26 protein-coding genes are annotated in these 26,450 nt (G+C 73.7%); 16 read left to right on the plus strand and 10 right to left on the minus strand.

Annotated elements, in window-relative coordinates; genetic code table 11:
• On the plus strand, positions 1–962 hold a 962-nt coding region (locus ACTUAL_RS19640), incomplete at its 5' end, for an MFS transporter (protein ID WP_440901273.1).
• A 187-nt stretch (positions 963–1,149) separates the two neighbouring features.
• Here the strand turns inward: ACTUAL_RS19640 and ACTUAL_RS19645 are convergent.
• Entirely contained in the window at positions 1,150–1,779 is a 630-nt protein-coding gene (locus ACTUAL_RS19645; RefSeq protein WP_096491328.1) for a superoxide dismutase, read from the minus strand.
• A 103-nt stretch (positions 1,780–1,882) separates the two neighbouring features.
• On the opposite strand from ACTUAL_RS19645, the gene ACTUAL_RS19650 reads away from it, so the two are divergent.
• Positions 1,883–3,496: an ABC-F family ATP-binding cassette domain-containing protein gene (locus tag ACTUAL_RS19650; protein WP_440901274.1), complete on the plus strand. Its 1,614-nt coding sequence runs from the start codon at positions 1,883–1,885 to the stop codon at positions 3,494–3,496.
• A 4-nt stretch (positions 3,497–3,500) separates the two neighbouring features.
• Positions 3,501–3,911, plus strand: coding sequence for a hypothetical protein (locus ACTUAL_RS19655; RefSeq protein WP_096491329.1), 411 nt, complete (start codon positions 3,501–3,503; stop codon positions 3,909–3,911).
• A gap of 31 nt (positions 3,912–3,942) precedes the next feature.
• On the opposite strand, the gene ACTUAL_RS19660 is transcribed toward ACTUAL_RS19655, so the two are convergent.
• Positions 3,943–5,436 carry a glutamate-cysteine ligase family protein gene (locus ACTUAL_RS19660; RefSeq protein WP_440901275.1) on the minus strand — a complete coding sequence of 498 codons (1,494 nt, stop codon included), beginning with the start codon at positions 5,434–5,436 and terminating at the stop codon, positions 3,943–3,945.
• Positions 5,437–5,631: 195 nt separating this feature from the next.
• On the opposite strand from ACTUAL_RS19660, the gene ACTUAL_RS19665 reads away from it, so the two are divergent.
• The 4 genes from ACTUAL_RS19665 to ACTUAL_RS19680 all read left to right on the plus strand — a co-directional run bounded on the left by ACTUAL_RS19665 (position 5,632) and on the right by ACTUAL_RS19680 (position 9,838).
• On the plus strand, positions 5,632–6,414 hold the full coding sequence (locus ACTUAL_RS19665) for a TrmH family RNA methyltransferase (RefSeq protein ID WP_096491331.1): 783 nt from the start codon (positions 5,632–5,634) through the stop codon (positions 6,412–6,414).
• A gap of 41 nt (positions 6,415–6,455) precedes the next feature.
• Positions 6,456–7,205: a DUF2537 domain-containing protein gene (locus ACTUAL_RS19670; protein ID WP_440901276.1), complete on the plus strand. Its 750-nt coding sequence runs from the start codon at positions 6,456–6,458 to the stop codon at positions 7,203–7,205.
• A 10-nt stretch (positions 7,206–7,215) separates the two neighbouring features.
• Positions 7,216–8,940: an alpha/beta hydrolase family protein gene (locus tag ACTUAL_RS19675; protein ID WP_440901277.1), complete on the plus strand. Its 1,725-nt coding sequence runs from the start codon at positions 7,216–7,218 to the stop codon at positions 8,938–8,940.
• Positions 8,941–9,145: 205 nt separating this feature from the next.
• Positions 9,146–9,838 carry a hypothetical protein gene (locus ACTUAL_RS19680; protein ID WP_440901278.1) on the plus strand — a complete coding sequence of 231 codons (693 nt, stop codon included), beginning with the start codon at positions 9,146–9,148 and terminating at the stop codon, positions 9,836–9,838.
• 4 nt (positions 9,839–9,842) lie between these two features.
• Here the strand turns inward: ACTUAL_RS19680 and ACTUAL_RS19685 are convergent, their stop codons facing one another.
• Positions 9,843–11,114 (minus strand): MFS transporter, encoded by a 1,272-nt coding sequence (locus tag ACTUAL_RS19685; RefSeq protein ID WP_440901279.1) that lies wholly within the window; start codon positions 11,112–11,114, stop codon positions 9,843–9,845.
• Positions 11,115–11,185: 71 nt separating this feature from the next.
• Here ACTUAL_RS19685 and ACTUAL_RS19690 point away from each other — a divergent pair, with 71 nt between their 5' ends.
• Positions 11,186–12,787: a polysaccharide lyase family 8 super-sandwich domain-containing protein gene (locus ACTUAL_RS19690; RefSeq protein ID WP_440901280.1), complete on the plus strand. Its 1,602-nt coding sequence runs from the start codon at positions 11,186–11,188 to the stop codon at positions 12,785–12,787.
• A 269-nt stretch (positions 12,788–13,056) separates the two neighbouring features.
• On the opposite strand, the gene pdxH is transcribed toward ACTUAL_RS19690, so the two are convergent.
• A complete protein-coding gene (gene pdxH / locus ACTUAL_RS19695) occupies positions 13,057–13,716 on the minus strand; it encodes a pyridoxamine 5'-phosphate oxidase (RefSeq protein ID WP_096491335.1) in 660 nt (219 codons plus the stop codon).
• 56 nt (positions 13,717–13,772) lie between these two features.
• The gene (locus ACTUAL_RS19700; protein ID WP_440901281.1) at positions 13,773–14,618 is read right to left on the minus strand and encodes an urease accessory protein UreD; all 846 of its coding nucleotides are present in this window, start codon (positions 14,616–14,618) and stop codon (positions 13,773–13,775) included.
• 77 nt (positions 14,619–14,695) lie between these two features.
• Here ACTUAL_RS19700 and ACTUAL_RS19705 point away from each other — a divergent pair, with 77 nt between their 5' ends.
• On the plus strand, positions 14,696–15,232 hold the full coding sequence (locus ACTUAL_RS19705; protein WP_096491337.1) for a DUF4232 domain-containing protein: 537 nt from the start codon (positions 14,696–14,698) through the stop codon (positions 15,230–15,232).
• Here the strand turns inward: ACTUAL_RS19705 and ureG are convergent.
• From ureG to ACTUAL_RS19730, 5 genes are all read right to left on the minus strand, one after another.
• Entirely contained in the window at positions 15,202–15,918 is a 717-nt protein-coding gene (ureG, locus tag ACTUAL_RS19710) for an urease accessory protein UreG (protein WP_096491338.1), read from the minus strand. The genes ACTUAL_RS19705 and ureG overlap by 31 nt on opposite strands.
• A complete protein-coding gene (locus ACTUAL_RS19715) occupies positions 15,908–16,570 on the minus strand; it encodes an urease accessory protein UreF (RefSeq protein WP_440901282.1) in 663 nt (220 codons plus the stop codon). The genes ureG and ACTUAL_RS19715 overlap by 11 nt, the downstream gene beginning before the upstream one ends.
• Positions 16,571–16,678: 108 nt before the next feature.
• Positions 16,679–18,376 (minus strand): urease subunit alpha, encoded by a 1,698-nt coding sequence (locus ACTUAL_RS19720; RefSeq protein ID WP_096491340.1) that lies wholly within the window; start codon positions 18,374–18,376, stop codon positions 16,679–16,681.
• Positions 18,373–18,684 carry an urease subunit beta gene (locus tag ACTUAL_RS19725; RefSeq protein WP_440901283.1) on the minus strand — a complete coding sequence of 104 codons (312 nt, stop codon included), beginning with the start codon at positions 18,682–18,684 and terminating at the stop codon, positions 18,373–18,375. Before ACTUAL_RS19725 ends, ACTUAL_RS19720 begins: the two co-directional genes overlap by 4 nt.
• Before the next feature lie 58 nt (positions 18,685–18,742).
• Positions 18,743–19,045 (minus strand): urease subunit gamma, encoded by a 303-nt coding sequence (locus tag ACTUAL_RS19730; RefSeq protein WP_012783138.1) that lies wholly within the window; start codon positions 19,043–19,045, stop codon positions 18,743–18,745.
• A gap of 232 nt (positions 19,046–19,277) precedes the next feature.
• On the opposite strand from ACTUAL_RS19730, the gene ACTUAL_RS19735 reads away from it, so the two are divergent.
• From ACTUAL_RS19735 to sepH, 7 genes are all read left to right on the plus strand, one after another.
• Entirely contained in the window at positions 19,278–20,393 is a 1,116-nt protein-coding gene (locus ACTUAL_RS19735; RefSeq protein ID WP_096491342.1) for a citrate synthase 2, read from the plus strand.
• A 148-nt stretch (positions 20,394–20,541) separates the two neighbouring features.
• The gene (locus ACTUAL_RS19740) at positions 20,542–21,372 is read left to right on the plus strand and encodes an ABC transporter ATP-binding protein (RefSeq protein ID WP_096491343.1); all 831 of its coding nucleotides are present in this window, start codon (positions 20,542–20,544) and stop codon (positions 21,370–21,372) included.
• The gene (locus tag ACTUAL_RS19745) at positions 21,369–22,169 is read left to right on the plus strand and encodes an ABC transporter permease (protein ID WP_096491344.1); all 801 of its coding nucleotides are present in this window, start codon (positions 21,369–21,371) and stop codon (positions 22,167–22,169) included. Before ACTUAL_RS19740 ends, ACTUAL_RS19745 begins: the two co-directional genes overlap by 4 nt.
• Positions 22,142–23,161, plus strand: coding sequence for a sensor histidine kinase (locus ACTUAL_RS19750; protein ID WP_440901284.1), 1,020 nt, complete (start codon positions 22,142–22,144; stop codon positions 23,159–23,161). Before ACTUAL_RS19745 ends, ACTUAL_RS19750 begins: the two co-directional genes overlap by 28 nt.
• A 73-nt stretch (positions 23,162–23,234) precedes the next feature.
• Entirely contained in the window at positions 23,235–23,834 is a 600-nt protein-coding gene (locus tag ACTUAL_RS19755) for a response regulator transcription factor (protein WP_440901285.1), read from the plus strand.
• A 220-nt stretch (positions 23,835–24,054) separates the two neighbouring features.
• Positions 24,055–25,188, plus strand: a complete 1,134-nt coding sequence (gene serC, locus ACTUAL_RS19760) for a phosphoserine transaminase (protein WP_096491345.1) — start codon at positions 24,055–24,057, stop codon at positions 25,186–25,188.
• Between the two features lie 219 nt (positions 25,189–25,407).
• Positions 25,408–26,223: a septation protein SepH gene (sepH, locus tag ACTUAL_RS19765; RefSeq protein WP_096497567.1), complete on the plus strand. Its 816-nt coding sequence runs from the start codon at positions 25,408–25,410 to the stop codon at positions 26,221–26,223.
• Positions 26,224–26,450: the final 227 nt, after the last annotated feature.

Genomic DNA, 26,450 nt, shown 5'->3' on the forward strand with positions numbered 1-26,450 from the left:
TCGGCCTGGTCGACCTGTCCGGGGTCGCGCAGCTGTGGCACGTGTATTCGCTGTGCCTGGCGGGTGGCGTGCTGTCCGCCGTGGAGGCCCCGGTGCGGCAGTCGTTCGCGGTGGAGATGGTCGGCCGCGAGCAGGTCGCGAACGCGGTCGCGCTCAACTCGATGACGTTCAACGCCGCCCGGATGATCGGCCCCGCGGCGGCGGGCGGGCTGATCGTGGTGGTCGGCACCGGCTGGATCTTCCTGATCCGCGCGGCGAGCTTCGCGGGCGTGCTGGCCGGGCTGGCGCTGATGCGGGCCGCCGAGCTGCACCGGGGCGCGCCGGTGGCCAAGGCCGGGGGACAGCTCGCCGAGGGGCTGCGCTACCTGCGCGGCAGGCCGGACCTGGTCGCGGTGATGCTCGTGGTGTTCCTGGTGGGCGTGTTCGGGCTGAACTTCCACGTGTCGCTGGCGCTGCTGGCCAGCGACACCTTCGACGGCGACGCCGACGCGTACGGGCTGCTCACCACGACCATGGCGGTGGGCACGCTGGCGGGCGCGGCGATGGCGGCCCGGCGGTCCGCGCCCGGTCCCCGGCTGCTGGTGGGCGGCGCGGCGGCGTTCGGGGTGCTGGAGCTGCTGTCCGGGCTGATGCCGACGGTGCTCACGGCCGCGCTCGCGCTGATCCCGGTCGGCGCGGCGATGATGACGTTCACGACCACCGCGAACTCGACCGTGCAGCTCGCCGTGGCGCCCGGGATGCGGGGGCGGGTGATGGGCGTTTACATGACGGTGTTCATGGGGAGCGCGCCGCTGAGCGGGCTGCTCACCGGGTGGGTGGCTGACCGGTTCGACGCCCGCGCGCCGCTGGTGCTGGGTGGTGCGGTGTCGGTGCTGGCGGCGGGGCTGGGGGCGCTCGTCCTGGCGCGGGCGAACCGGATGGGGGACACCTCTTCCCAAAGCAGTGAAGTTAGGCTAACCTAAGCACGTCGCTTCGTGGTGGGAGCGGCAGTCAGTTCGGGAACAGACGAGGCCCCGCACCCCGGTCGTACCACCGGGGGCGGGGCCTCGTCGTTCCGGTCGTGGGGGCTTGTCGGAGCATCCACCACCGGACCTCCAGTGCCGGGGAGCCTGTCGGAGCACCCGTCGCGCTGAGCTCGAGGGCCTCTGGCTACCGCGTCGGCAGCAGCAGGCCGTTCTGGCCCGCGCGGGCCGCCTCGAACCGGGCGTTCACGTCGTCCCAGTTCACGATGTTCCAGAGCGCGCCGATGTAGTCGGCCTTCAGGTTGCGGTACTGGAGGTAGTACGCGTGCTCCCAGATGTCGAACACCAGCAGCGGCGTGGTGGCGATCGACAGGTTGGAGTGGTGGTCCTTCAGCTGCTGCGTGATCAGCCGCTGCCCCACCGGCTCCCAGGCCAGGATTCCCCAGCCGGAGCCCTGGATGCTGCTCGCGGCGGCGTTCAGCTGCGCGCGCAGGCCGTCGAACGAGCCGAAGTGCTCGTCGATCGCGGCGGCCAGCTCGCCGGTCGGCTTGTCGCCGCCGTTCGGGCTCAGGTTCTTCCACCACACCTGGTGCAGCGCGTGCCCGGCCAGGTGGAACGCCAGCGTCGTCTCCAGCCCCACGATCGAGCCGAACGCGCTCTTGTCCCTGGCCTCGTCGATCTGCTCCAGGGTGTCGTTGGCGCCCTTGACGTACGCGGCGTGGTGCTTGCTGTGGTGCAGCTCGTTGATCTCGCCGATGATCGCCGGCTGCAGGTCGCCGTAGTCGTAGTCCAGGTCCGGCAACACGTACTGGGCCATGCGCGCTCCTCGTTGCAAGTCTCTAGTACTTGCAACCTACTGGCAATAGCGCGGCGGGGAAACTCGGGTGCGGATCGTGGGACGGCCTGACAGCATCGGTGGCGTGTCCGCTCTGGCAGCAAGGAACCTGTCGCTGTCGTTCGGTCCGAGGACCGTGCTCTCGGAGGTTGATCTCGATGTTCCAGCAGGCGAGCGCGTAGGGCTGGTCGCCCCCAACGGGGTCGGCAAGTCCACGCTGCTGAAGGTGCTCGCGGGCGAGCTGACGCCCGAGCGGGGAACGGTCACCGCCTCCGGGCCCGTGGCCCACCTCACCCAGGAGACCGCGGTCGAGCCGGGCGAGTCGCTGCGCGACCACTTGGCCCGCCGCACCGGCGTCGCCGACGCCGAGGCCGCGTTCGAGCGCGCCGCGCAGGCCCTCGCCGAGGGCGCGCCCGGAGCCGAGGACGCCTACGCGGCGGCCTTCGACCGCTGGACCGCCGTCGGCGCGGGCGACTTCGCCGAGCGCGCCGACGCGGTGTGCCAGCGGCTCGGGCTGCCCGCCGACCTGCTCGACGCGCGCGGCTCCGGCGAGCTGTCCGGCGGCCAGTCCGCCCGGCTGCGGCTCGCCTCGGTGCTGCTCGTGCGCGCCGACGTGCTGCTGCTCGACGAGCCCACCAACGACCTGGACGCGGACGGCCTCGAACTGCTGGAGGCGCACGTGCTCGGCACGCGCGCGGCCGTCGTCCTGGTCAGCCACGACCGGGAGTTCCTGTCCCGCACCACCACCGCCGTGGCCGAGCTGGACGAGTTCACCCACGGGCTGACCGTCTTCGGCGGCGGCTGGGACGCCTACCTCGCCGAGCGCGAGACCGCCGCCCGGCGCGCCCAGGAGGACTACGACGAGTACGCGGCGAAGAAGGACGCCCTGACCCGCCGCGCCCGCACCGCCAAGGAGTGGTCCCGCGCGGGCGTGCGGCGCAACGCCAAGTCCGACGAGCGCGACAAGTTCATCAAGTTCTTCGCCAAGCAGGGCGCGGAGAACACCGCGGGCAAGGGCGCCGCGGCCGACCGCGCGCTGGAGCGGCTGGAGGAGGTCGAGGAGCCCCGCAAGCCGTGGGAGCTGCGGCTCACCCTGCCCGCCGCGAGCGGCGGCAGCCGGGTCGCGTTCACCCTGCGCGGCGCGGTCGTCTCGCGCGGGGACGTCACCCTCGGCCCGGTCGACCTGACCATCGGCGCCGGCGAGCGCTGGCGCCTCACCGGCCCCAACGGCTCCGGCAAGTCCACCCTGCTCGGGGCGATCCTCGGCCGCGTCCCGCTGGACGCGGGGGAGCGGTCCGAGGGCAGCGTGGTGGTCGGCGAGATCGACCAGGTGCGCGGCGCGTTCAGCGGGTCCACCCCGGTGCTGGACGTGGTCGTGGCGGCCACCGGGCTGGCCGAGGCCGAGGCCAGGACGCTGCTGGCCAAGTTCCGGGTCGGCGCGGACGTCGTGCTCCGGCCCGCCGGGACCCTCTCGCCCGGCGAGCGCACCAGGGCCGCCCTCGCGCTCCTGCAGGCCAGGGGCACCACCTGCCTGGTGCTGGACGAGCCGACCAACCACCTCGACCTCGCCGCGATCGAGCAGCTGGAGCAGGCGCTCGCCGAGTACGCCGGGACCGTGCTGCTGATCACCCACGACCGCCGTCTGGCCACGTCGGTCGGGGTGGACCACGCGCTCGACGTCCGGAGCCTGGCAAGATGAGGCAATGGGCACCGAGGAGGACTGGCCGGTAGAGCAGACGTGGTCGATGCGCAACACGCACTGGCACGCCTACGTCGAGCACACCTCGCTCGACAGCGCCTCACCGCGCGCCGAACGCCTGGAGCGCGCGCCCGAGGAGGTGCTCACCACGCCGACCGAGGTCGCCGCCTGGCTGGAGGTCAACCTCCGCAGCGCCACCAAGCCCGAGGAGAGCGGCAAGAAGCGCGCGAAGGACGAGCGCGACTTCTCCGACTCGCACCGGGTGCACGTCTCGCTGGCCTCGCGCGGCGAGTCGATCTACACCGGGGTGAAGGGGATGCTGACCCTCGCGGTCGAGGCGGTCACCCCCGACGACTGCCGCAGCTCGCACGACGGGGCCGACGTCGCCCCGCTGAAGGCGGGCCGCCGCCGCTAGGCGCGACGGCGATCCCGGTGGGGCCCGGCGATCACACCGACCAGGTGTGCACCGGCTCCCCCTCGTGCATCCGCTCCACGTACCTGGCCAGCATCCCGGCCAGCGCCCCCTCGCGGCCCGCGCCGCGCTCCTCCAGCCCGGCGACGACCTCCCGCTGCCACAACGCCCCCGTCCGCCCGGCCAGGCAGCGCGCCTCGATCACGCCGAGGTAGCGCTCCCGCGCCTCGTCGGACACCCCGCAGTCGCGCAGCCCCTCGTGGGCCAGCGGGAGGAGGCGGCGCAGCACCAGCTCGTCGGGCGGGACCCAGCCGATGCCGGGCCAGTACAGCTGGGCGTTCATGCCGTGCCTGGCGCCCGCGTAGAGGTTCTCCTCCGCCGCCTGGAACGACATCTGGGTCCACAGCGGACGCTCCATCGAGGACAGCGCCCGCTGCGCGCCGTAGAAGAACGCCGCGTTCGCGAGCGTGTCCAGCACGGTCGGGCCCGCGGGCAGCACCCGGTTCTCGATCCGCAGGTGCGGCACCCCGGCCACCACGTCGTACACCGGCCGGTTCCACCGCCACACCGTGCCGTTGTGCAGCCGCAGCTCCGTCATCCTCGGCGTGCCGCCGGAGCCGAGCACGTCCACCGGGTCCTCGTCGCCGGTCTCCGGCAGCAGCGCGGGGAAGTAGCGGACGTTCTCCTCGAACAGGTCGAAGATCGAGGTGATCCACCGCTCCCCGAACCACACCCTCGGCCGCACGCCCTGGTTCTGCAGCTCCTGCGGCCGGGTGTCGGTGGCCTGCTGGAACAGCGGGATGCGGGTCTCGTGCCACAGCGCCCTGCCCAGCAGGAACGGCGAGTTCGCCGCGATCGCCACCTGCACGCCCGCCAGGCACTGCGCGGCGTTCCAGTGCGCCGCGAAGTCCTCCGGCGCGACCTGCAGGTGCAGCTGCACCGACGTGCAGGCCGCCTCCGGCAGGATCGACTCGCTGCGGCTGAGCAGCCGCTCCGCGTCCCGCCCCGGCAGCGGCGCGCCCTCCAGCGACAGCACCAGCTCCTCGCCCCGCGCGGCGACGATCTGGTCGTTGAGCAGCGAGTAGCGCGGGTTGTGCGAGAGCCAGCGGCGGTCGAAGTGCTCGGGGCGCAGCGTCGGCAGCACCCCGATCATCACCAGGCTCGCCCCCGCGTCCTGCGCCTTGGCGTCCGCGACGCCGAGCAGCGCCCGCAGGTCCCGCTCCAGGCCCAGGGTGTGGTCACCGGCCAGCTCGCGCGGGGGGACGTTCAGCTCCAGGTTGTGCTGGCCCAGCTCCAGGGTGAACGCCGGGTCGTCGATCTTCTCCAGGACCTCGGCGTTGCGCATCGCGGGCAGCCCGGCGCGGTCGGCCAGGTTCAGCTCGATCTCCAGGCCCATCTGCTGGCGGGGGAACGAGAAGCAGTCCTCGGCGAGCATCGTGCCCAGCGCGTCCAGGCAGCGCTGGACCCGCTCGCGGTAGTGCCTGCGGTCTTCTCCGGTGAACGTCCGAGTGGACACGTCCCTACCCATGCCGCCTCCCCTTCGCTCGGGCTTCACGGCGGGCTCAAGGAGGCCCAACCGTGACACAGCACCCCGGAACCTGCCAGCGCCCAAATCGGTGCTCTCTGTCACATGGCGGTAACAATGAGCGAGAATATGCAGGTTACAGGCTTGCGATTCCGCCCTCTGGACTACGAGCGACACGCGCAGTGCGAGACTGTCCGGGTGGCCGAGGTGATCGAGATCGACGACCCGGACGACCCCCGGCTGGACGACTTCCGGGACCTGTCGACCGCTGACCGCCGCCCCGACCGGCCGGGTGGGCGCGGCCTGGTCATCGCCGAGGGCGTCGTGGTGGTGGAGCGGCTGCTGGCGTCCCCGTACCCGGTGCGCGCGGTGCTCGGCGTGCGGCGGCGGGTGGAGGCGCTGGGCGAGCTGCCCGCGCCCGCCTACGTGACCTCGGCCGACGTGATGGCGCGGGTGGTGGGCTTCCACCTCAACCGGGGCGTGCTGGCCGCCGCCGACCGCGCGCCGCAGCCTTCGCTGGAGGAGCTGGCCGCCGGGCGGCGGCTGGCCGTGCTGGAGGGCGTCGGCGACCACGAGAACCTGGGTGCGCTGTTCCGCAACGCCGCCGCGCTCGGCATCGACGGGGTGGTGCTGGGGCCGGGGTGCAGCGACCCGCTGTACCGGCGCAGCGTCCGGGTGTCGATGGGGCACGTGCTGCGGGTGCCGTTCGCCGCGGTGGACGACTGGCCGGGTGGGCTGAAGTTGTTGCAGGACAAGGGATTCGTCGTCGCCGCGCTCACCCCGAGGGTGGGCTCGGTCGAGCTGCCGGACGCCGGGCTGCGCGGGCGGCGGGTCGCCGTGCTGCTCGGCTCGGAGGGGCCGGGGCTCACCGAGGAGGCGATCGGCGCGGCCGACGTGGCGGTGCGCATCCCCATGTCGCCGGGGGTCGACTCGCTGAACGTGGCCACCGCCGCCGCTGTCGCCTTCTACGCGATCGCCTGAACGCGCTACGTTCTCCCCGTCGAGCTGAAGGAGGCGCTTTCGTGGAACTGCGGGTCCAGGAAGGCAGGGCCGTGCTCGCCGGGCACGACGGGGCCGAGGAGCGCGAGGTCGACCCGCGCTCCCTGCCGCTCGGCGCGGGACTGGCCGACGCGCTGCACGAGTGGGCGAAGGTCGCCGAGGCCGTGCTCCGGGCGGACAGCGCCTCCGAGGCGCCCGCCGGGGAGCTGGTGACGCGGCGCGGGCGGCAGCTGGCCGTCCGGCTGGCGGCGGACATGGGCACCTCGGTGGAGTTCACCGATCCGGTGACGGGCGAGTCCCAGCGGGTGGAGGCGCCGCCCCCGGAGGAGGGGGCGCGGGAGCCTGGGGAGTCGCCGGGGTCGCTGGAGTCGTCGGGGTCCGGGGAGTCGTGGGAGTCGTCCGGGTCCGGGGAGTCCCACGAGTCGCGGCGGGGACGGGGCAGGCACGCGGCGACCTCGACGGCCACCGGGCTGTCGGCGGTCCCCGGCGTCGGGCAGCACGCCTCGGTGGTGGACGAGCCGACCCCGTGGGGCACCGGGCTGACCGTCACGGTGTTCACGGCGGCCGTGGTCGCGGTGACCGTGGTGTCGCTGTCGCTCGGGCTCAACGAGACCAGCGGGTGGCTGGCCGTGCTGGCGAACGCGCTGGTGGTCGGGGGCATCTCGCCGTCGGTGTGGCTGGGGCGGAAGGTCCCGGTGTGGCGGTGGGTGTCCTACGGCGTGGTGGTCGGGGTGGTCGCCGCCTGGGTGGCGTTGCTGGCGGCGCTGCTCTAGGACGGGTGCGGTGGAGCTGACTGCGGAGCTGGTGGTGTCCGGGCTGCGGGTCGGTGGACCCGCGGTCTCGCCGGACGGCCGGTCGGTCGTGTTCGCGGCCCGAGGGGTCGGCGACGGGGCCGAGGAGCGGCCGGAGGGGCTGCGCTGGTGCGGCGAGCCCGCTGAGCTGGTGTTCCGGGTGGGCGGGCAGCTGTGCGCGGTCGGGGCCAGCGGGCCCGCGCGGGTGCTGGCCGACCTGCCGGAGGGGGTGCGGTGGCACCTGCCGCTGGCGTCCGGCGAGGTGGCGCTGGCCGTGCCGGGGCCCGGCGGGGCGGCGCGGCTCAGCCTGCTCGACCCGGTGAGCGGGGTGTCGCGGGCGGTGGACCTGGGGGAGCGGCACGTCGCGGAGGCGGCGCAGCGCCCGGACGGCGGGCCGCTGGCGGGGCTGACCGGGGAGGGGCCGGGGTATGACCCAGGGTTGTTGCGGCCACGGGTGCACCTGGTGGACCTGGTCGACCTGGGGGTGCGCGACCTGGGGCCGGTGGCCGCGGGGGCGCGGTCGCCCGCGTGGTGGCGCTCGGGCGACCGGTGGCGGCTGGCGCACCTGGCGCTGACGCCGCCGGGGTTGCAGGCCGGGATGGCGGTGTTCGACGCGGAGGTCCCGGAGAGCGGGGCGATCGCCGGGCACGTCAACCGGACGGCGGGGCTGGCGGCGTGCCCGCTGGAGCTGGTGCAGGTCGAGCGCGGGGCGCCGCTGGTGCTGGTCGCGGCCGGGTTGGACACCGAGATCCACCGGCTTGGCGAGGCCGGGTTGACGCTGCTGGCCAGGCACGAGGCGCGGGTGGAGCGGCTGGCCGCGGACGGGACCGGCGAGGTCGTGGCGGCGGTGGTGAGCCGGGGGGACGCGCCGCCGGACGTGTGCTCGGGGCCGGTGGGCGGGGAGCTCAGCCGGGTCAGCGACAGCAGGCCGGAGCTGCGCGGGATCCGCTGGGGGGAGCGGCTGCGGCTGTCGTGCTCGGCGCCGGACGGGGTGGAGCTGGACGGGCTGCTGGTGCTGCCGCCGGGGCGGGGGGAGTTGGACGGGCCCTTCCCGCTGGTGGTGCTGCCGCACGGGGGGCCGTACGACCGGCACGCGGACGGGTTCGCGCTGGACTGGCACCCGTCGGCCCAGTGGTTGGCGCACGCGGGGTTCGCCGCGCTGCTGCCCAACCCGAGGGGTGGGGCCGGGCGGGGGCACGAGTTCGCCGCGGCGGTGGCGGGGCGGGTGGGGCACGAGGAGCTGACGGACGTGCTGGCGCTGCTGGACCACGTGGGGGGGTTGGGGGTGGCCGACCCGGAGCGGGTGGGGATAGCCGGGTGGAGCCACGGGGGGTCCTTGGCGGCCTGGGCGGTGGCGACGACGGACCGGTTCGCGGCGGCGCTGGTGGGGGCGGGCGTGAGCGACTGGGGGCGGCAGGGGGCGGAGGGGGAGTGGGGGGCTTTTGACGCCGCGTTGGCCTGCGGGGAGGCGGAGGACCACGACCCGGTGGCGCGGGCGGCGGGGATCCGGGCGCCGGTGCTGCTGGTGCACGGGGCTGAGGACGTGAACGTGCCGGTGTCGCAGGCGGAGTTGTTGCGGGACGCGCTGGTGGAGCACGGGGTTGAGCACGAGCTGGTGGTGTACGAGGGGGAGGGGCACGTGATCGAGGGGGTGGAGCAGCAGGTTGATCTGCTGGAGCGGACGCGGGAGTGGTTCACGCGGTGGTTGGTGGGGTGACACGCCCGCGTGATGGCGGCGTTCGGCTTGAAGATCACCGTAGGATGGCAGCCGTCCGATGGGCTGAACAGCCCAATCAAGATCAAAGCCCCGGCGACATGACCGCGAAGGTCAGGGGTCATCCGGGGCTATTCGAGTATCACAGTATCACGATTGACGAGCCGAGATGGGTCGATTCGTGAGCTCTTTGTGGTGAGAGAAGTCGATGACCGAGGTTGGCGCGGGTGGTTGGATCGAGGACTGGCTCTCCGCCCCGAGGTTCGAGGTGTACCTCCGGGCCGCGAACCGGGACCGCTCGCTCGCGGTCGAGTTGTACGAGTGGAACGCCAGGATCTCCGCAGCGTTCCAGCACGACCTCGCCCACCTCGAAGTCGGGTTGCGCAACGCCTACGACCGGGCGCTGCGCCGGGGTGTCCGTCCTGGTGAGCGGCATTGGGTTTTCCAGTCGCAGCGGTTCTTCCCGCCGCAGTTGAGAACCGTGAACGGCAACCCCGTCGACGACAACGGGAAGTCCCGCGAGCAGGTCGAGCATGCGATCCGGCAAGCCCGTTCCCCGCGCGCGCCCGCAGCCCCGGTCGATCCCGACAAGGTCATCGCCGAGCTGAGCTTCGGCTTCTGGCGGTACTTGACGAGCCGGCGGCAGCACCAGCCGCTGTGGGTGCCCCACCTGCACCGCGCTTTCGTGCCGGGCACCGCGCGGCCCAGCGTCGACCAGCACGTCGAGAAGTTGCACCACCTGCGCAACCGCGTCGCGCACCACGAGTCGCTGACCAACCTGGACCTGCCGGACCGGCACGACCGCGTGCTCGCCCTCGCCGGACTGATCAACCCCGCGCTGCGGACCTACATCGCGGACAACAGCGCGTGCCCCGACCTGCTGGCCACCCGCCCCCGCTGACCGCTCACCCCTTCACCCCGCCCCCCAACGGCTCCGGGGTGAAGCGGTAGCGCCACACGGTCGGGATCAGGAAGGCTGCGGCGACCGTCGCGATCACCACTAGGACGCCGCCCACCGCTGACGCCGGGCCTGGGCCGATCAGGGCGCCTGTCGTGCCGTGCGCCAGGTCGGCCAGGCGGGGGCCGCCTGCCACCACGACGATGAAGACGCCCTGCATCCGGCCGCGCATGTCGTCGCTCGCCGCGGTTTGCAGGATCGCGTTGCGGAACACCATGCTCACGATGTCGGCCGCGCCGCCCAGGGCCAGGAACAGCACGGCGAGCCACAGGGCGTTCGACAGGCCGAAGCCGACCATGAACAGGCCCCACGCGATCACCGCCAGGACCACGCCCGCGCCGTGCCTGCTGATCCTCGACGTCCACCCCGACAGCAGTCCGCACAGCAGGCCGCCCAGGGGCATCGCCGCGAACAGCCAGCCCAGCGCCCAGCCGCCGCCCGGCGGGTCTCCGAAGGTCTGCTCCGCCATCTCCGGGAACAGCGCCCTCGGCATCCCGAAGACCATCGCGATGATGTCCAGCAGGAACGACGCCAGCAGGACCTTCTGCACGGCCAGGTACCTGAAGCCGTCGACCACGTCGCGCAGGCCCGCCCGGCGGGACGGGGCGTTCAGGGGTGGCAGCGGGGGGAGCTTCCAGACGGCCCAGATCGTCGCGGTCAGGGCCACGGCGTCGATCAGGTACAGGGTCGGCAGGCCGAGCACGGGCATCAGGGCGCCTGCCGCCATCGGGCCGAACACGCCGCCGAACGTCATCACGGTCGCGCCCAGCGACGTCGCCGCCGGGATCATCTCCGGCGGCACCAACCTGGCGATCGACGCGGTGCGCGCGGGCGCGTTCGCGGCGAAGAACACCTGTTGCAGGCCCAGGAGCAGGATCACCGGCCACGCCGACGACGCCCCGACGGCCGCCTGCGCCCACAGCAGCACCGACGTCACCGCGATGCCCGTGTTGGTCACCAGCAGCAGCTTCCGCCGGTCGACCACGTCGGCCACGGCGCCGCCGTACAGGCCGAACACCAGCAGCGGCACCAGCGCCACGCCCGCCGCGACGCCCACCCAGGCCGACGACCCGGTGATGTCGTACACCTGCTTGGGCACCGCGACCGCGGTCAGCTGACTGCCCACGGCGGTGACGATGGTCGACACCCACAACCTGCGGTAGGCCGGGATTCCCAGCGGCCTGGTGTCGATCGCGACCTTCCCCAGCAAACGCCTCACGGTGGTTAGCGTACGACAACTAACGCGACATTCACCCGTACGTCACGGCGCTCACCACCAGACTGGGGCGCATGAGCGACCTCGACGTCGTCCGGGCCCGCCTGCGCCCGCCGCACCAACCCGGACCCGGCCTCCCCCCGCTGCCCGACGGCACCTGGGCCGACATCGACTACGCCGACCACGCCGCCGCCGACTTCCCGCCGCTGGAGCACCTCCGCCGCGCCCTGTCGCTGCCCGACGGCCAGCGACTCAAGGCGCTCGAGGCGTGGCGCAGGCTGGCTCCCCGCAGCGACAACTGGTGGTACAACGAGATCGGCGCGCCCCGCCTCGTCGGCGACGCGCTCCTCGGCGCCGACCTCGACCGCGCCCAGCGCGCCACCTGGGGCACCTGGCTCGCCGAGCAGGCCGGTCCGGTGCCGATGACCGGGCAGAACCTGGTGTGGGCGCAGGGGATCGAGCTGCGCCGGGGGCTCGTCGAGGACGACCCGGAGCTGGTCCGCCGCGCGGTCGCCCGCATGTCCGAGGTGCTGCGCACCGGCGACGGCGAGGGCATCCAGGAGGACCTGAGCTTCCACCAGCACGGACCCCAGCTGTACTCCGGCGGCTACGGCGCCTCGCTGGTCGCCGACCTCGCCCTGTGGGTGCGCGCGGTGCACGGCACGCCGTGGGCGTTCGGCGCCGCCGAGGTGCGCCTGCTCGCGGACTTCCTGGTGGACGGCCAGCAGTGGGCCGTGCACGGCGGCGGCTTCGACTTCACCACCATGGGGCGCGAGATCGCCCGCGCCGACGCCCACCACCGCACCGCCGACCTGCGCACCGCCGTGCTGCGCCTGCTGGAGTGCGACCCGCCGCGCGGCGCGGAGCTGACCGCGTTCGACGACCGCCTCGCGGGCCACGGCGCGCCGCTGGTCGGCACCCGCTGGTACCCCAGGTCCGACTACCTGGTGCACCGCAGACCCGGCTGGTCGCTGTCGGTGCGGATGTCCTCGGGCCGGACGGTGCCCACCGAGTGCCTGAACGGGGAGAACCTGCTGGGCCGCCACCTCGGCGACGGGGTCGCCGCGCTGCGCCTGGGCGACCAGGCCGAGGACGGCTACCGCTCGGTGCTGCCGGTGTGGGACTGGGCGCGGCTGCCGGGCGTCACCGCCGAGCAGGGGCGGTCGCTGCGGCCCCGGCCCGACCAGCCGCGCGGCGGCGGCGAGGCGATCGGGTGGACGGACGGGGAGAACGGCGTCGCCGCGCTGCGGCTGGCGGGCGTGGAGGGGTTCACCGAGGGCTGGAAGGCGTGGTTCTGCTTCGCCGACGCGGTCGTGGCGCTGGGCGCGGGCATCACCGCGCCGGACGCGGTCGGACCGGTGGTCACCACGATCGACCAGCGGCTCGCGGACCACGGCAGCGTCACGTACGTGCCGATGACGACCGGGCACTTCTCCGGCGTGGAGCGGCGGACCGGGAGCTGGCGGGACCTGTCCGGGGTGGAGAGCGGGCGGCCGGTGGAGGCCGACGTGTTCGTCATGGGCTTCGACCACGGGGCCCGGCCGGAGAACGCCTCGTACGCCTGCCTCATCGCGCCCGGCGACGAGCTGCCCGAGGTGGAGGTGCTGGCGAACCGGGTGGACCGGCAGGCGGTGCGGTGCGGCTCGGTGGTGCTGGAGCGCTCCATGGCCGGATGACGGCGCCCTGACGGCGGTGGTCGAACGGCGGCCGGAAGTCGCTGCGGGAAAGCGCCGGGGGAAACCCGCCCAGCGGAAGCGGGAAAGCCGGAAGGGGAAAGCTCGGTGGCCGGAGGAATTCCGGGTGACCGGCCGGCGCGTCGCCGGGAGGACCGCTGAGCGGAAGTCCGGGCGGAAAAGCCGGAAAAGCCGGAAAAAGGGGCGAACCCGAGAGCGGGAATCGTGGGACCGGTGGGGTGGGGCCGGCGGCGTTGCCGGCCCCGCCGGGGTCAGGGGGCCACGCGCTCGGTCTCCCAGCCGTCCCGGCCCAGGCGGAAGCGCAGCCGGTCGTGCATCCGGTCCTGGCGGCCCTGCCAGAACTCGACCTCCTCGGGCCGGATGCGCCAGCCTCCCCAGTGCGGCGGCACCGGGACGCGCTCGGTGTCGGTGAACTGGCGCTCGACCTTGTTGAGCGCGGACTCCAGGGTGGGCCTGCCGGTCACCACCCGTGACTGCGGCGAGGCCCAGGCGCCCAGCTGGGAACCCCTCGGGCGGCTCTCCCAGTACTCGGTGGTCTCCGCGTGGCTGACCTTCTCCACGGTGCCCCGCACGTGCGCCTGGCGCTGCAGGCCGTACCAGGGGAACGTGGTGGAGGCGTAGCGGGTGGCCATCAGGTCGTGCGACTTGGCCGAGGTGTAGTTGGTGAAGAACACGAGGCCGCGCTCGTCCAGGCCCTTCGCCAGCACGGTCCGCGACGACGGCCTCCCGCTCGGGTCGGCGGTGGCCAGCACCATCGCGTTGGGCTCCAGCAGGCCCGCGTCGGTCGCCTCGTCCAGCCACAGCTGCAGTTGCTCGTGCCAGGTGGCGGCCAGGTCGCCCTCGCCCAGCGCGCTCCGCTCGTAGGACACTCGCATAGCCGGCAGCGTGATGCTGGTCGTGGCTTCCGACATCTCGACCTCCCAATGAGCGAATGCTCTCAGCTCGGGTGATCCCGCGACCGTACGACTTATCGGTCCTGCGCGGAACCGCCCGGACGGTGAGAACGGACACGGAGCGTGTGACCCTGTGCACGGAATCGTGAACGAGATCGAGTCAGCAGCTCACTCGAACCGGGATGGCTGTCACACGCTCCGGTGAGAGCGCGTTCGACCTCGATCACGGTGTCCCCCAACGCGGTCGCCAGGCTCCCGCCGCGCGCCAGCGGCACCAGCGACCACCAGTCGCCCGACACCGGTCCCGGCGGATCCTCGCCCCAGCACAGCACCTCCGCGCCGACCACCCTCCGGCCCGCGAGCCCGGCGGGGCTGCTGTCCACTGTGTCCGGTCCGCCCCGGTCGTCCCCGACCGCGAGCGACTGCCGCAGCAGCGGTCCGCCGCGCCGCACCGACGTGGTCGTGGTGAGCCTGCCCGGCCGCTCGCCGAGCCGCCCCAGCACGAGCACCTCCCGCGCCCGCAGCCGCGCGCCCTCGGCCAGCTCCGCCTCCAGCACCGCCTCGTGGTCGGCGCGCGCGGTCACCACGGTCGGCTCCGGCAGGTGCTCGACGCTGCCGCCCTCCGCCACCTCCAGCAGCACCCGCGACCGGCTGCCGCCCGGCCGGTGCCCCGGAAGCGCCACCGTCGCGGCGACCCCGCGCAGCACGAGCGCCGCGCCCGGTCCCACGGTTATCCGCAATTCGAGGTCGTCGCCCCCGAGCGGCGCGGTGATCGAACTGACCAGATGCACCAGCGCGTGCGCGTCCGAACGCGCGCCGCGCGCCGGGACCAGCGTCAACGGCGTCGCAGACCGCATTTCGCGGATCACCGTGCGGCCATTCGGGTTTCTTTCCGCGACCAGCCGCGCGAATGCCTTCACGAGGGCAACCTCGACCCCTTATATGACGTCCCTGTTACCGGTCTGGAAGCTGTCCACGAATCCAGGGGGAAACAGCCATGAGCAGAACCACCACCGCACTCGTCGCCACGGCCGCGATCCTGGCCGCAGGGGCCTCGGCGGGCGCCTCGGCCTCGGCGGGCGCCTCCCCGGCACCGGTCGCGGCGGCGGCCTCGGCCCCCACCTGCCGCTCCGCCGGGCTCGACATCCGCTTCGGCGAGGTGCAGGGCGCGGCGGGCACCACCTACCGCGAGATCACCCTGGTCAACCGGGGGCTGCGCCCGTGCGCGCTGCGCGGGTTCCCCGGCGTGTCCTACGTGGACCAGCGGGGCGACCAGGTCGGCCCCGCCGCCGAGCGGGTCGGCGGCCCCGGCCCGGTGCTCGTGCTGCCGCGCGGCGCCGCGGCCACGGCGGACGTCGGCTTCGTCCGGGTCGGCAACTTCGACCCCGAGGTCTGCCACCCCGTGCCGGTGTGGGGCGTCCGGGTGTTCCCGCCGGACGAGACCGAGCCCCTCTACCTGCCGCTCGACGACGAGCACGGGTGCGCCGACGCCCGCGTCGGCTCTCACCTCACCGTGGCCAGCGTGCGCAGCTGACCCAGCACCCACTCCGCCACCGCGGGGGCGTCCGGCGTCTCGACCAGCGATTGGGCGATCACCGGCAGCTCCCCGCGCATCCGGTGGGCGTCGGCCGTCATGACACCGAGGTCGGCGCCCACGAGCGGGGCCAGGTCGGTCTTGTTGATCACCAGCAGGTCCGCGGTGGTCACCCCCGGCCCGCCCTTGCGCGGCACCTTGTCGCCGCCCGCCACGTCCACCACGAACACCTGCGCGTCGGCCAGCCCCCGGCTGAACACCGCCGTCAGGTTGTCCCCGCCGCTCTCGATGATCACCAGCTCCAGTCCGGGGAACCGCTGCTCCAGCTCCTCCACCGCGTCCAGGTTCGCGGTGATGTCGTCCCGGATCGCGGTGTGCGGGCACGCCCCGGTCTGCACCGCCTCGATCCGCTCGGTTGGCAGCACGCCCGCCCTGCGCAGGAAGTCGGCGTCCTCGGTGGTGTAGATGTCGTTGGTCACCACGGCCAGGTCGACCCGCCCGCCGAGCGCCCGGCACAGCGCGGCGGTCAGCGCGGTCTTGCCGCTGCCCACCGGGCCGCCGATGCCGATGCGCACCGCCCTGCGGGCGCCGGGGGCCTCGTGCTCGTGCGGGTCGCGTCCCGCGTCGGTCGGGTCGAAGTTCACCGGGTGGGCGTGGCCGTGGCCGTGCCCGTGGTCAGCTGACAAAGAGACGCACCTCTTCCTGGTGGTGGCGGTCGTGCGCCTCGGCCATGAGGTCGAGGCCGGTCGAGCCGGGCGCGGGCAGCTCGGCGGGCGGGTCGGCGGCGCGCGCCACGGCGTCCGCGACCACCGCGCCGAGGTCGTCCGCGAGACCCGCGAGCACGGCGTTGACGCCGAACGGGTCCAGGCCGAGCAGCCGGATCGCGGCCGTCGCCGGGCCGGTCACCGACTGGTAGGCGATGACCCGCGCCGCGTCGCCGGGGTCGCCCACCAGCAGCCCGGTGAGCACCGGGTGGTGCGGGCGCGGTTCGGCGCGCAGCAGCTCCTCCAGCCGCTGCGACGGCCACGCCCGCCGCGCCGCGCGGGCGATCCCCCTGCCCTGCGCGCGGGAGGCCCTGCGCTGCGCGGGGGACGGCGTGCGGGCGTCCAGCTCGACGTCCAGCTCCAGCAGGGCCGTCAGGTCCGGCGCACGGGCCGCGGCGGCGGCGAACACCGCGGCGAGCGCGCCCGCCGTGCGCAGCCTGCCCACCAGGAACCCGCGCAGCGTCGCCTCGTCGACCACCAGCCGACGCGACACCGCCTCCTCCAGCCCGCCGGAGTGCGCGTGCCCGCCTCCGGGGAAGCGCGAGTCCACCAGCAGCAGCGCGGCCAGCTCCACCCGCCCGCTCCTCTCCTGCGCCGAAAAGCCCTGCCCCGACCGGGCCCGCGAGCCCAACCCGTTGCGCCACGCGCCGTCCGCGGCCAACCGCGGAACCGGGCCGGGTGGTCAGAACAGGAAGTACCGCTGCGCCATCGGCAACCGCCCCACCGGCTCCGGCTCGACCAGCTCCCCGTCGACGGTCACCGCGAAGCTGTCCGGGTCCACCCGCACGTGCGGCAGCGCGTCGTTGAGCACCATGTCCGCCTTGCCCACCGCCCGCGTGCCGCGCACCGGCACCAGCGGCCGGGACAGCCGCAGCAGGTCCGCCAGGTCCGCGTCCACCGCCTGCTGCGACACGAAGTGCACGCTGCTCCGGGCCGCCGCGTGCGCGCCGAACATCGGCCGCGCCAGCACCGGCTGCGGCGTCGGGATCGAGGCGTTCGCGTCCCCCATCGCCGCCCACGCGATGAACCCGCCCTTGAGCACCACCGACGGCCGCACCCCGAAGAACCTCGGCTCCCACAGCACCAGGTCCGCGAGCTTGCCCGCCTCCACCGACCCGACCTCGTGGTCGATGCCGTGCGCGATCGCCGGGTTGATCGTGTACTTGGCGACGTACCGCCGCGCCCGCAGGTTCTCCGCCAGCTCGCCGCGGCGGCCGTGCATCACGTGCGCGGTCTGCCAGGTCCGCATGATCACCTCACCGACCCGGCCCATGGCCTGCGAGTCCGAGCTGATCATCGAGATCGCGCCCAGGTCGTGCAGCACGTCCTCGGCCGCGATCGTGGTCGGCCGGATGCGGCTCTCCGCGAACGCCAGGTCCTCGGGCACCGACGGGTTCAGGTGGTGGCAGACCATGAGCATGTCGAGGTGCTCCTCGAGCGTGTTCACCGTGTGCGGCCGGGTCGGGTTCGTCGACGACGGCAGCACGTTCGGCTCGGACACCACCTGGATGATGTCCGGCGCGTGCCCGCCGCCCGCGCCCTCCGAGTGGTAGGCGTTGATCGACCGGCCCGCGATGGCGTCCAGGGTGGACTCCAGGAACCCGGCCTCGTTCAACGTGTCCGTGTGGATCGCCACCTGCACCCCGGACTCGTCGGCGATCCGCAGCGCGGTGTCGATCGCGACCGGCGTGGTGCCCCAGTCCTCGTGCAGCTTGAACCCGCCCGCGCCGCCGAGCAGCTGCTCGCGCAGCGCGTCCTCGCGGGCGGTGTTCCCCTTGCCCAGCAGCAGGACGTTGACCGGCATGTGGTCCATCGCGGCCAGCATCCGGCCGAGGTTCCACGCGCCGGGCGTGACCGTGGTGGCCTTGGTGCCCTCGGCGGGCCCCGTGCCGCCGCCGATCAGCGTGGTCAGCCCGGACGCCAGCGCGGTGTCCACGATCTGCGGGCAGATGAAGTGCACGTGGCAGTCGACCCCGCCCGCCGTGAGGATCTTCCCGTTGCCGGACAGCACCTCCGTGGACGGGCCGATCACCAGGTCCGGGTGCACCCCGTCCATCACGTCCGGGTTGCCCGCCTTGCCGATCGCGGTGATCCGGCCGTCCCGCACGCCCACGTCGGCCTTCACCACGCCCCAGTGGTCCAGCACCACCGCGCCGGTGATCACCAGGTCCGGCGCGCCCTCCGCGCGGGTCGCCACCCCCTGGCCCATGGACTCGCGGATCACCTTGCCACCGCCGAAGATCACCTCGTCGCCCGCGCCCGCGCCCCGGCACAGGTCGTCGGTCACCGTGATCAGCAGGTCGGTGTCGGCCAGCCGCACCCGGTCGCCGGTGGTGGGGCCGAGCAGCTCCGCGTACCGCTCGCGGTCCACGCGGGTCACCGGTCCAGCTCCCCGGCGTGCTCGGGGCGCAGGCCGGGCACGACCCGGCGGCCCGCCAGCGGCACCAGCACCACCTCGCGCTCCACGCCCGGCTCGAACCGCACCGCCGTGCCCGCCGGGACGTCCAGCCGCTTGCCCCAGGCCGCGTCGCGGTCGAACAGCAGGCCGGGGTTGACCGCCGCGAAGTGGTAGTGCGACCCGACCTGCACCGGCCGGTCGCCGCCGTTGACCACCACCAGCGCCGTCCTCGGGCGGCCGGGGTTCAGCTCGACCGGCTCCTCGCCGGGGATGATCTCGCCTGGTCGCACGGGCGCGCTCCTCGCTGGTGTTGGCTGAGGGGGCGCGGACCTCGGCCCGCGCGGCGGGTCAGCTGATCGGGTCGTGCACGGTCACCAGCTTGGTGCCGTCCGGGAAGGTCGCCTCCACCTGCACCGAGTCGATCATCTCGGGCACGCCGTCCATGACCTGCTCCCTGGTCAGCACGTGCCGCCCGCTCGCCATCAGCTCGCCGACCGTCCGCCCGTCGCGGGCGCCCTCCAGCACGTGCGAGGTGATCAGCGCGACCGACTCGGGGTGGTTCAGCGCGACCCCGCGCTCCAGCCTCCGGCGCGCGACGTCGGCCGCCACGTGGACCAGGAGCTTGTCCCGCTCGTGCGGCGTCAGGTGCATCACCGAGGTCTACCACGGGTCGCGGCTCGGTAGCAGCGGGTGAGCGGGTGGAAACCCGGACTTAACGATCTCCGCGCGCCCCGGCCGCTTCGGGATCGCTTCGGGGGCGCGCCGTCCGCCCGGCCGGAGGGTGACGGACGACACCTCCGGCTGTGATTGCCAGTAGGGGTGAGCGGCGGCAGGGTTCGGACAACCTCTTGGGCAGCTCTTCACGGCGTTAGGAGCGCACAGCGTGGTGCAGCAGGCGGAGCAGGACGGGTTCAAGCCAGGACTGGAGGGCGTCGTCGCCTTCCGCACCGAGATCGCCGAGCCGGACCGCGACGGCGGCGCCCTGCGGTACCGGGGCGTCGACATCGAGGAGCTGGCCGGTCGGGTCACCTTCGGCGACGTGTGGGCGCTGCTGGTCGACGGCGCCTTCGGGGCGGGCCTGGCGCCCGCCGAGCCGTTCCCCATCCCGGTGCACACCGGGGACGTGCGGGTGGACGTGCAGGCGGCGCTGGCCATGGTCGCCCCGATCTGGGGGTTCCAGCCGCTGCTGGACATCCCCGAGCAGGAGGCTCGCGACCAGCTCGCGCGGGCCTCGGTGATGGCGCTGTCGTACGTGGCGCAGTCCGCGCGCGGCACCGGCAGGCCCGCCGTGCCGCAGCACCGGGTCGACCGGTGCGCGACCATCACCGACCGGTTCCTCACCCGCTGGCGCGGCGAGCCGGACCCGGCGCACGTCAGGGCCCTGGACGCCTACTGGGTGTCGGCCGCCGAGCACGGCCTGAACGCCTCCACGTTCACCGCCAGGGTGATCGCCTCCACCGGCGCGGACGTGGCCGCCGCCATGTCCGGCGCGATCGGCGCGATGTCCGGCCCGCTGCACGGCGGCGCGCCCGCGCGGGTGCTGCCGATGATCGAGGCGGTGGAGCGCAAGGGCGACGCGCGCGGCTACGTGCGCGGCGTGCTCGACCGGGGCGAGCGGCTGATGGGCTTCGGGCACCGGGTCTACCGGGCCGAGGACCCGAGGGCCCGCGTGCTGCGCCGCACCTGCAAGGAGCTGGGCGCGCCCCGGTACGAGGCGGCGGCGGCGCTGGAGCAGGCCGCGCTGGCGGAGCTGCGCGAGCGCAGGCCGGACCGGGCGATCGAGACGAACGTGGAGTTCTGGGCCGCGGTGGTCCTGGACTTCGCCGAGGTGCCGCCCGCGATCATGCCCGCGATGTTCACCTGCGCCAGGACCGCGGGCTGGTCGGCGCACATCCTGGAGCAGAAGCGCACCGGCAGGCTGGTGCGCCCGTCGGCGGCGTACATCGGTCCGGAGGCGCGCTCGGTCGAGTCGGTCGAGGGCTGGAACGAGATCGCGTGACGCGCGGGGCCGGGGTGGGCGTCACGGTAGCCCAACCCGGGGACCCCCGAAAGGGCGGTCTTCGGCCCGTGTCCACCGTCCGGTGGACAACCGCTGTCCACCGGACGCACGTCCCGCCGCCCCCTCCCGCTGCGACAGCATTCCCGGCATGACAGCAGCGATCAGCGTGCGCGGCCTGCGCAAGTCCTACGGGGACTTCGAGGCCGTGCGGGGCGTCGACCTCGACGTCGCCGAGGGCGAGGTGTTCGCCCTCCTCGGACCCAACGGCGCGGGCAAGAGCACCACCGTCGAGATCCTGGAGGGCCTGCGCCCCCGCACCGGCGGCGAGGTGTCCGTCCTCGGCGCCGACCCGGCCACCGCGCCCCGCTCGTGGCGCGCGGGCATCGGCGTCGTCCAGCAGGCCGCCAACGACCTGACCGACATCACCGTCGCCGAGGCCGTCCGCCACCACGCCCGCTACTACCCGGACCCGCGCGACCCGGACGAGGTCGTCGCCCTCGTCGGCCTCGCCGACAAGGCCCGCACCCGCGCGGGCAGGCTGTCCGGCGGGCAGCGCCGCAGGCTCGACGTCGCCCTCGGCATCATCGGCCGCCCCCGCGTGCTGTTCCTGGACGAGCCCACCACCGGCTTCGACCCCGAGGCCCGCAGGCAGTTCTGGGGCCTGGTCCGCGACCTCGCCCGCGAGGGGGCCACGATCCTGCTCACCACCCACTACCTCGACGAGGTGGAGGCGCTCGCCGACCGCCTCGCCGTCATCGCGGGCGGCAGGCTCGTCGCCGAGGGCACCCCCGCCACCGTCGGCGGGAGGGACCGGGCGAAGGCCCTGGTCACCTGGGTCGACCCGGACGGCGTCCAGCAGAACCGAGCCACCACCGACCCGGTCGCGCTCGTCGTCGAGCTGAACGCCCTCGGCCCGGTCGCCGACCTGACCGTCACCCGCCCCACCCTCGAAGACGTCTACCTGGAGCTGATCGCGTGAGGACCGCAGCGCTCGGACTCGCGCGGGGCGGCCTGGAGCTGCGCCAGTTCTTCCGCAACACCGCCGGGTTCCTCTTCACCTTCGCCCTGCCGGTGTTCCTGCTCCTGCTGCTCGGCTCGATCTTCTCCGGGATGACCCCGTCCGGCGCGGACTTCACCCAGGAGCAGGAGTTCACCGCCGGGATGCTCGGCGCGGGCATCATCTCCACCACGTTCATCACCCTCGGCGCCGGCATCGCCCAGGACCGCGAGAACGGCACCCTCAAGCGCCTGCACGGCACCCCGCTGCCGCTCGCCTCCTACTTCATCGGCAAGATCGTCATGGTCCTGGCGCTCAGCCTCGCCGAGGCGGTGCTGGTGCTGCTCACGGGCGTGCTCGTGTTCGACGTCGACCTGCCGACCGACCCGGCCCGCTGGTTCACCCTCACCTGGGTGTTCGTGCTCGGCACGGTCTCCTGCGCGCTGCTGGGCATCGCCGTCAGCTCCGTCGCGGGCTCGGCCCGCTCCGCCCCGACCGTGCTGAACCTGCCCTACGTGGGGCTCCAGTTCGTGTCGGGTGTTTTCATCAGCATCTCGGTCCTGCCGCAGTGGATGGTCGTGCTCGGCTCGCTGTTCCCGCTCAAGTGGGTCGCGCAGGGTTTCCGCTCGGTGCTGCTGCCCGAGGGGGCGGCGGTCGTGGAGGTGGCGGGGTCGTGGGAGCACGGGAGGATCGCGCTGGTGCTGCTGGGCTGGTGCGTCGCGGGCTTGGTGCTGTGCGCGGCCTCGTTCCGGTGGACGAACGGGCGAAGTGGGGGCTGATCACCGGGGCCGGGCTGCTCGTCGCGGTCTGCGGCGCGCTCCTCTCGGACACCGCCACCGGACCGCGCTGGGCGGTGTTCGCGGTGCTCGGGCTGATCGCCGCGTGGGTGCTGCTCCAACCGCGGCAGCTCTACCTGACCGGGTTGCACGCGCTCACGATGACCGCGATGTGGCTGTCGCCGGGGACGACGTTCCTGCTGTTCGCGGTGTTGCCCGAGGTGTACCGGCGCATCCCGCTGCGCCCCGCCTTCTGGGTGATGCTCGCGTTCGTGGCGCCGCCGTGGCTGTTCGCGTGGGCCAGGACCGGCGACCCGACGGCGATGCTGCTGGTGCTGCTCCCGACCGCGCTGTTCTCCCAGCTGTTCGGCTGGGTGATCCGCACGCTGGCCGAGCGGAACCTCGTCATCGCCGAGCTCTCGCACGAGGCGGGCGTCGCCGCCGAGCGGGAGCGGCTGTCGGCGGAGATCCACGACACCCTGGCGCAGGGCTTCACCAGCATCGTGACCCTGGTCCAGGCGGCCCGCGCCGACCCGGCCCGCGCCGACGACCACCTGGACCTGGCGCTGCGCACCGCGCGGGAGAACCTGGCCGAGTCGCGGGCACTGGTGGCGGCGCTCGCGCCCGCCGCCCTGGAGGGCACGCTGGCCGACGCGCTGCGCAGGCAGGTGGAGCGGGTGGCGGACTTCGGCGTCCGGGCCGAGTTCGCCGAGCGCGGCGCGGGGGACGTGCCGCGCGCGGTCGAGGTGGTGCTGCTGCGCGCCGCGCAGGAGGCGCTCACCAACGCCCGCAGGCACGCCGCCCGCGTGCGCGTGGAGCTGGACGTGCTGCCGGACTCGGTCCGGTTGACCGTGCGCGACGACGGTCCGGGCTACCGGGGCGCGCCGGAGGGGTTCGGCCTGCGCGGGATGCGGGCCAGGCTGGAGCAGGTCGGCGGGACGCTGACCCGCTTCGACGAGGACGGCGCGGTGCTGGTCGCCGAGGCGCCCAGGTGAGCGGGGGAGTCGTGCGGTGCTCGACACGGACGGGGAGGCGCGGGTGAGCGATCCACGAGCGGCCGGGGGCCCGGTGATCCGGGTGCTGCTGGTCGACGACCACCCGGTGGTGCGGCAGGGCGTGCGCGGGATGCTCGCCCCCGCCGCCGACCTGGAGGTGGTCGGCGAGGCCGCCTCCGGCGACGAGGCGGTGCGCCTGGTCCGCGCCGACCCGCCGGACGTCGTGCTCATGGACCTGCGGATGCCCGGCGGCGACGGCGTCGAGGCCACCGCCCGCATCGGCGCGCTGTCCAGGGTGGTCGTGCTGACCACCTACGAGACCGACGCGGACATCCTGCGCGCCGTGGAGGCGGGCGCGGTCGGCTACCTGCTCAAGGACGCGTCCCCCGAGGACCTGGTGGCCGCCGTCCGCGCCGCCGCGCGCGGCGAGACCGTGCTGGCCCCGTCGGTGGCGGGCAGGCTGGTCCGCCGCACCCCGGCGCTGTCCCCGCGCGAGGTCGAGGTGCTGCGGCTGGTGGGGCGCGGCCTGTCCAACGCGGAGATCGGCAGGCAGCTGTTCATCGGCGAGGCGACCGTGAAGACGCACCTGCTCCGGGTGTTCTCGAAGCTCGACGTCTCCGACCGCACCGCCGCCGTCACCACCGCCATGCGCCTGGGGCTGCTGGGGCACTGAGAGCTGTTCCGGAAATCGGGAGGTGTGCCTGGCGCGCTCGCGGGGAAACCCGTCCCCGAGTCGCCACAAGCCCGACGATCGTCCACTCTGGCCGGTGTCCTATACCACCTCGCCGGGCGTGACCGGGGACACCCTCTGGTGATCTGCGAGGAACCTTGCTGCAACACTGGGGCCCCGGCAACGTGGCCGGTCAGGTTCTCTACCCCCCGGAGGCGTCGAGATGACCCAGACCGCCGACCCGACCTCACTGGTCCTGCCCGCCGACCTGAAGCCGTCCGACGGCAGGTTCGGCTGCGGCCCGTCCAAGGTCCGGCCCGAGGCGCTGCGCGCCCTGGCCGCCGAGGGCGCTGACCTGATGGGGACCTCCCACCGGCAGAAGCCGGTGAAGTCCCTCGTCGGCGAGGTCCGCTCCGGTCTGCGCGCGCTGTTCTCCCTCCCCGAGGGCTACGAGGTCGTCCTGGGCAACGGCGGCACCACCGCCTTCTGGGACGCCGCCGCGTTCGGCCTGGTGCGCGAGCGCTCGCAGCACTTCACCTACGGCGAGTTCTCCTCGAAGTTCGCCAAGGTCACCAAGGACGCCCCGTTCCTCGGCGAGCCGGTCGTGGTGAAGTCCGAGCCCGGCACCGCCCCCGAGATCACCTTCGCCGAGGGCGTCGACCTGGTCGGCTGGGCGCACAACGAGACCTCCACCGGCGTGGCCGTCCCGGTGTCGCGCCCGGCGGGCTCGGACGGCGCGCTCGTCGCGATCGACGCCACCTCCGGCGCGGGCGGCCTGCCCGTCAAGGCCGAGGACTTCGACGTCTACTACTTCGCGCCGCAGAAGTGCTTCGCCTCGGACGGCGGCCTGTGGCTGTCCCTGATGTCCCCGGCCGCGCTCGACCGCGTCCGCGAGATCGGCGCCTCCGGCCGCTGGGTCCCGGAGTTCCTGTCGCTCACCACGGCGCTGGACAACTCCACCAAGGACCAGACCTACAACACCCCGTCCGTGGCGACGCTGTTCCTGCTCAACGAGCAGCTGAAGTGGCTGAACGGCAACGGCGGCCTCGACTGGGCGGTCTCCCGGACCGCCGACTCCTCGTCGCGGCTGTACTCCTGGGCCGAGCAGACCTCGTACACCTCGCCGTACGTGGCCGACCCGGCGCACCGCTCGCAGGTCGTCGGCACCGTCGACTTCGCCGACGAGGTCGACGCCTCGGTCGTGGCGAAGGTGCTGCGCGCCAACGGGATCGTGGACGTGGAGCCGTACCGCAAGCTCGGCCGCAACCAGCTGCGCGTCGCCATGTTCCCGGCCGTCGAGCCGGAGGACGTCTCCACCCTCACCAAGGCGGTCGACTGGGTGGTCGGCCAGCTCTGAGAAAACCGCCGTTTCGACGCGCAGAGTGACGGGTACCTCGCCAGGGATCTTCCCGGACCCTGGCGAGGTGAACCTTGCGGTAACACGCGTGCGTCGACCGACGACATGCGGGAAGATCGCGTGAAGACATACGGTCGGCACGGCGAGCCTCCCGCGTCAAGGCGGCGCGCCGGACTACCGTCGGTACACGGCGAGGTGAATGGCAACCGGGAGGCCATGATGCGAACGCTGCGAGTGGTCGGGCTCGACGAGGACGGCAAGTCGATCGTCCTTGAGGACCCCGAACGCGGCGAGCGCTTCGTGCTGCCCGCCGACGAGCGCCTGCGCGCAGCCGCGCGCGGCGATCTCACCAGACTCGGCCAGATCGAGGTCGAGACCGAGAGCCAGATGCGGCCCCGCGAGATCCAGGCGCGCATCCGCGCCGGTGAGTCCGTCGACCAGGTCGCCGCCATCGCGGGCATCCCCGCGCACCGGGTCGAGCGCTTCGCCTACCCGGTGCTGCTGGAGCGCTCCCGCATCGCCGACCTGGCCCAGCGCGCCCACCCGGTCCGCGAGGACGGCCCGGACGTGCAGACCCTCGGCGAGGTCGTCGCGCACTCGTTCGGCCTGCGCGGCCAGGAGTACGTGGACGTCAGCTGGGACTCCTGGCGCGGCGAGGACGGTCGCTGGGTCGTCCAACTGCACTGGACGGCCGGTCGCTCGGACAACCGCGCGCACTGGGCCTTCCACCCCGGCGCGCACGGCGGCACCGTCACCGCGCTGGACGACGCAGCCGTGGACCTGATGGACCCCAACCCGAACCGGGTGCGCAGCCTGCGCGCCGTGACCCACCTGGCCCGCGCCGCCCTGGACGTCGACGGCAGGCCCCTGGCCGAGCCGGAGATCCTCGTCCGCGAGGAGCGCCCGGTGGTGGACGAGCCGATCGTGGTCGACGGAGAACTGGCCGAAGACCAGCCCTCCGCGAAGCGCAAGAAGAACCACCCGATCGTCCCGTCCTGGGAGGACGTCCTGCTGGGAGTCCGCTCCAGGGGATGACGCCAGGGGACACCCACAGCCCAGCAAAACCACCCCACCGATGGCCCGCTGACCACACCGGTCACGGGCAATCGGCGTAGCCAGGCAGCCGGACAAGCGCACCCACGCGAACCACAAGCCACCGCACTCCCAGTCACAGCAGTCCGCAGGCTGACGGCCGCACAAACCGCACTCCCAGCCACAGCAGTTCGCAGGCTGACCGCTTCGCGGGCTGCGGGGCGAGCGCA

It is taken from the genome of Actinosynnema sp. (assembly GCF_052038725.1).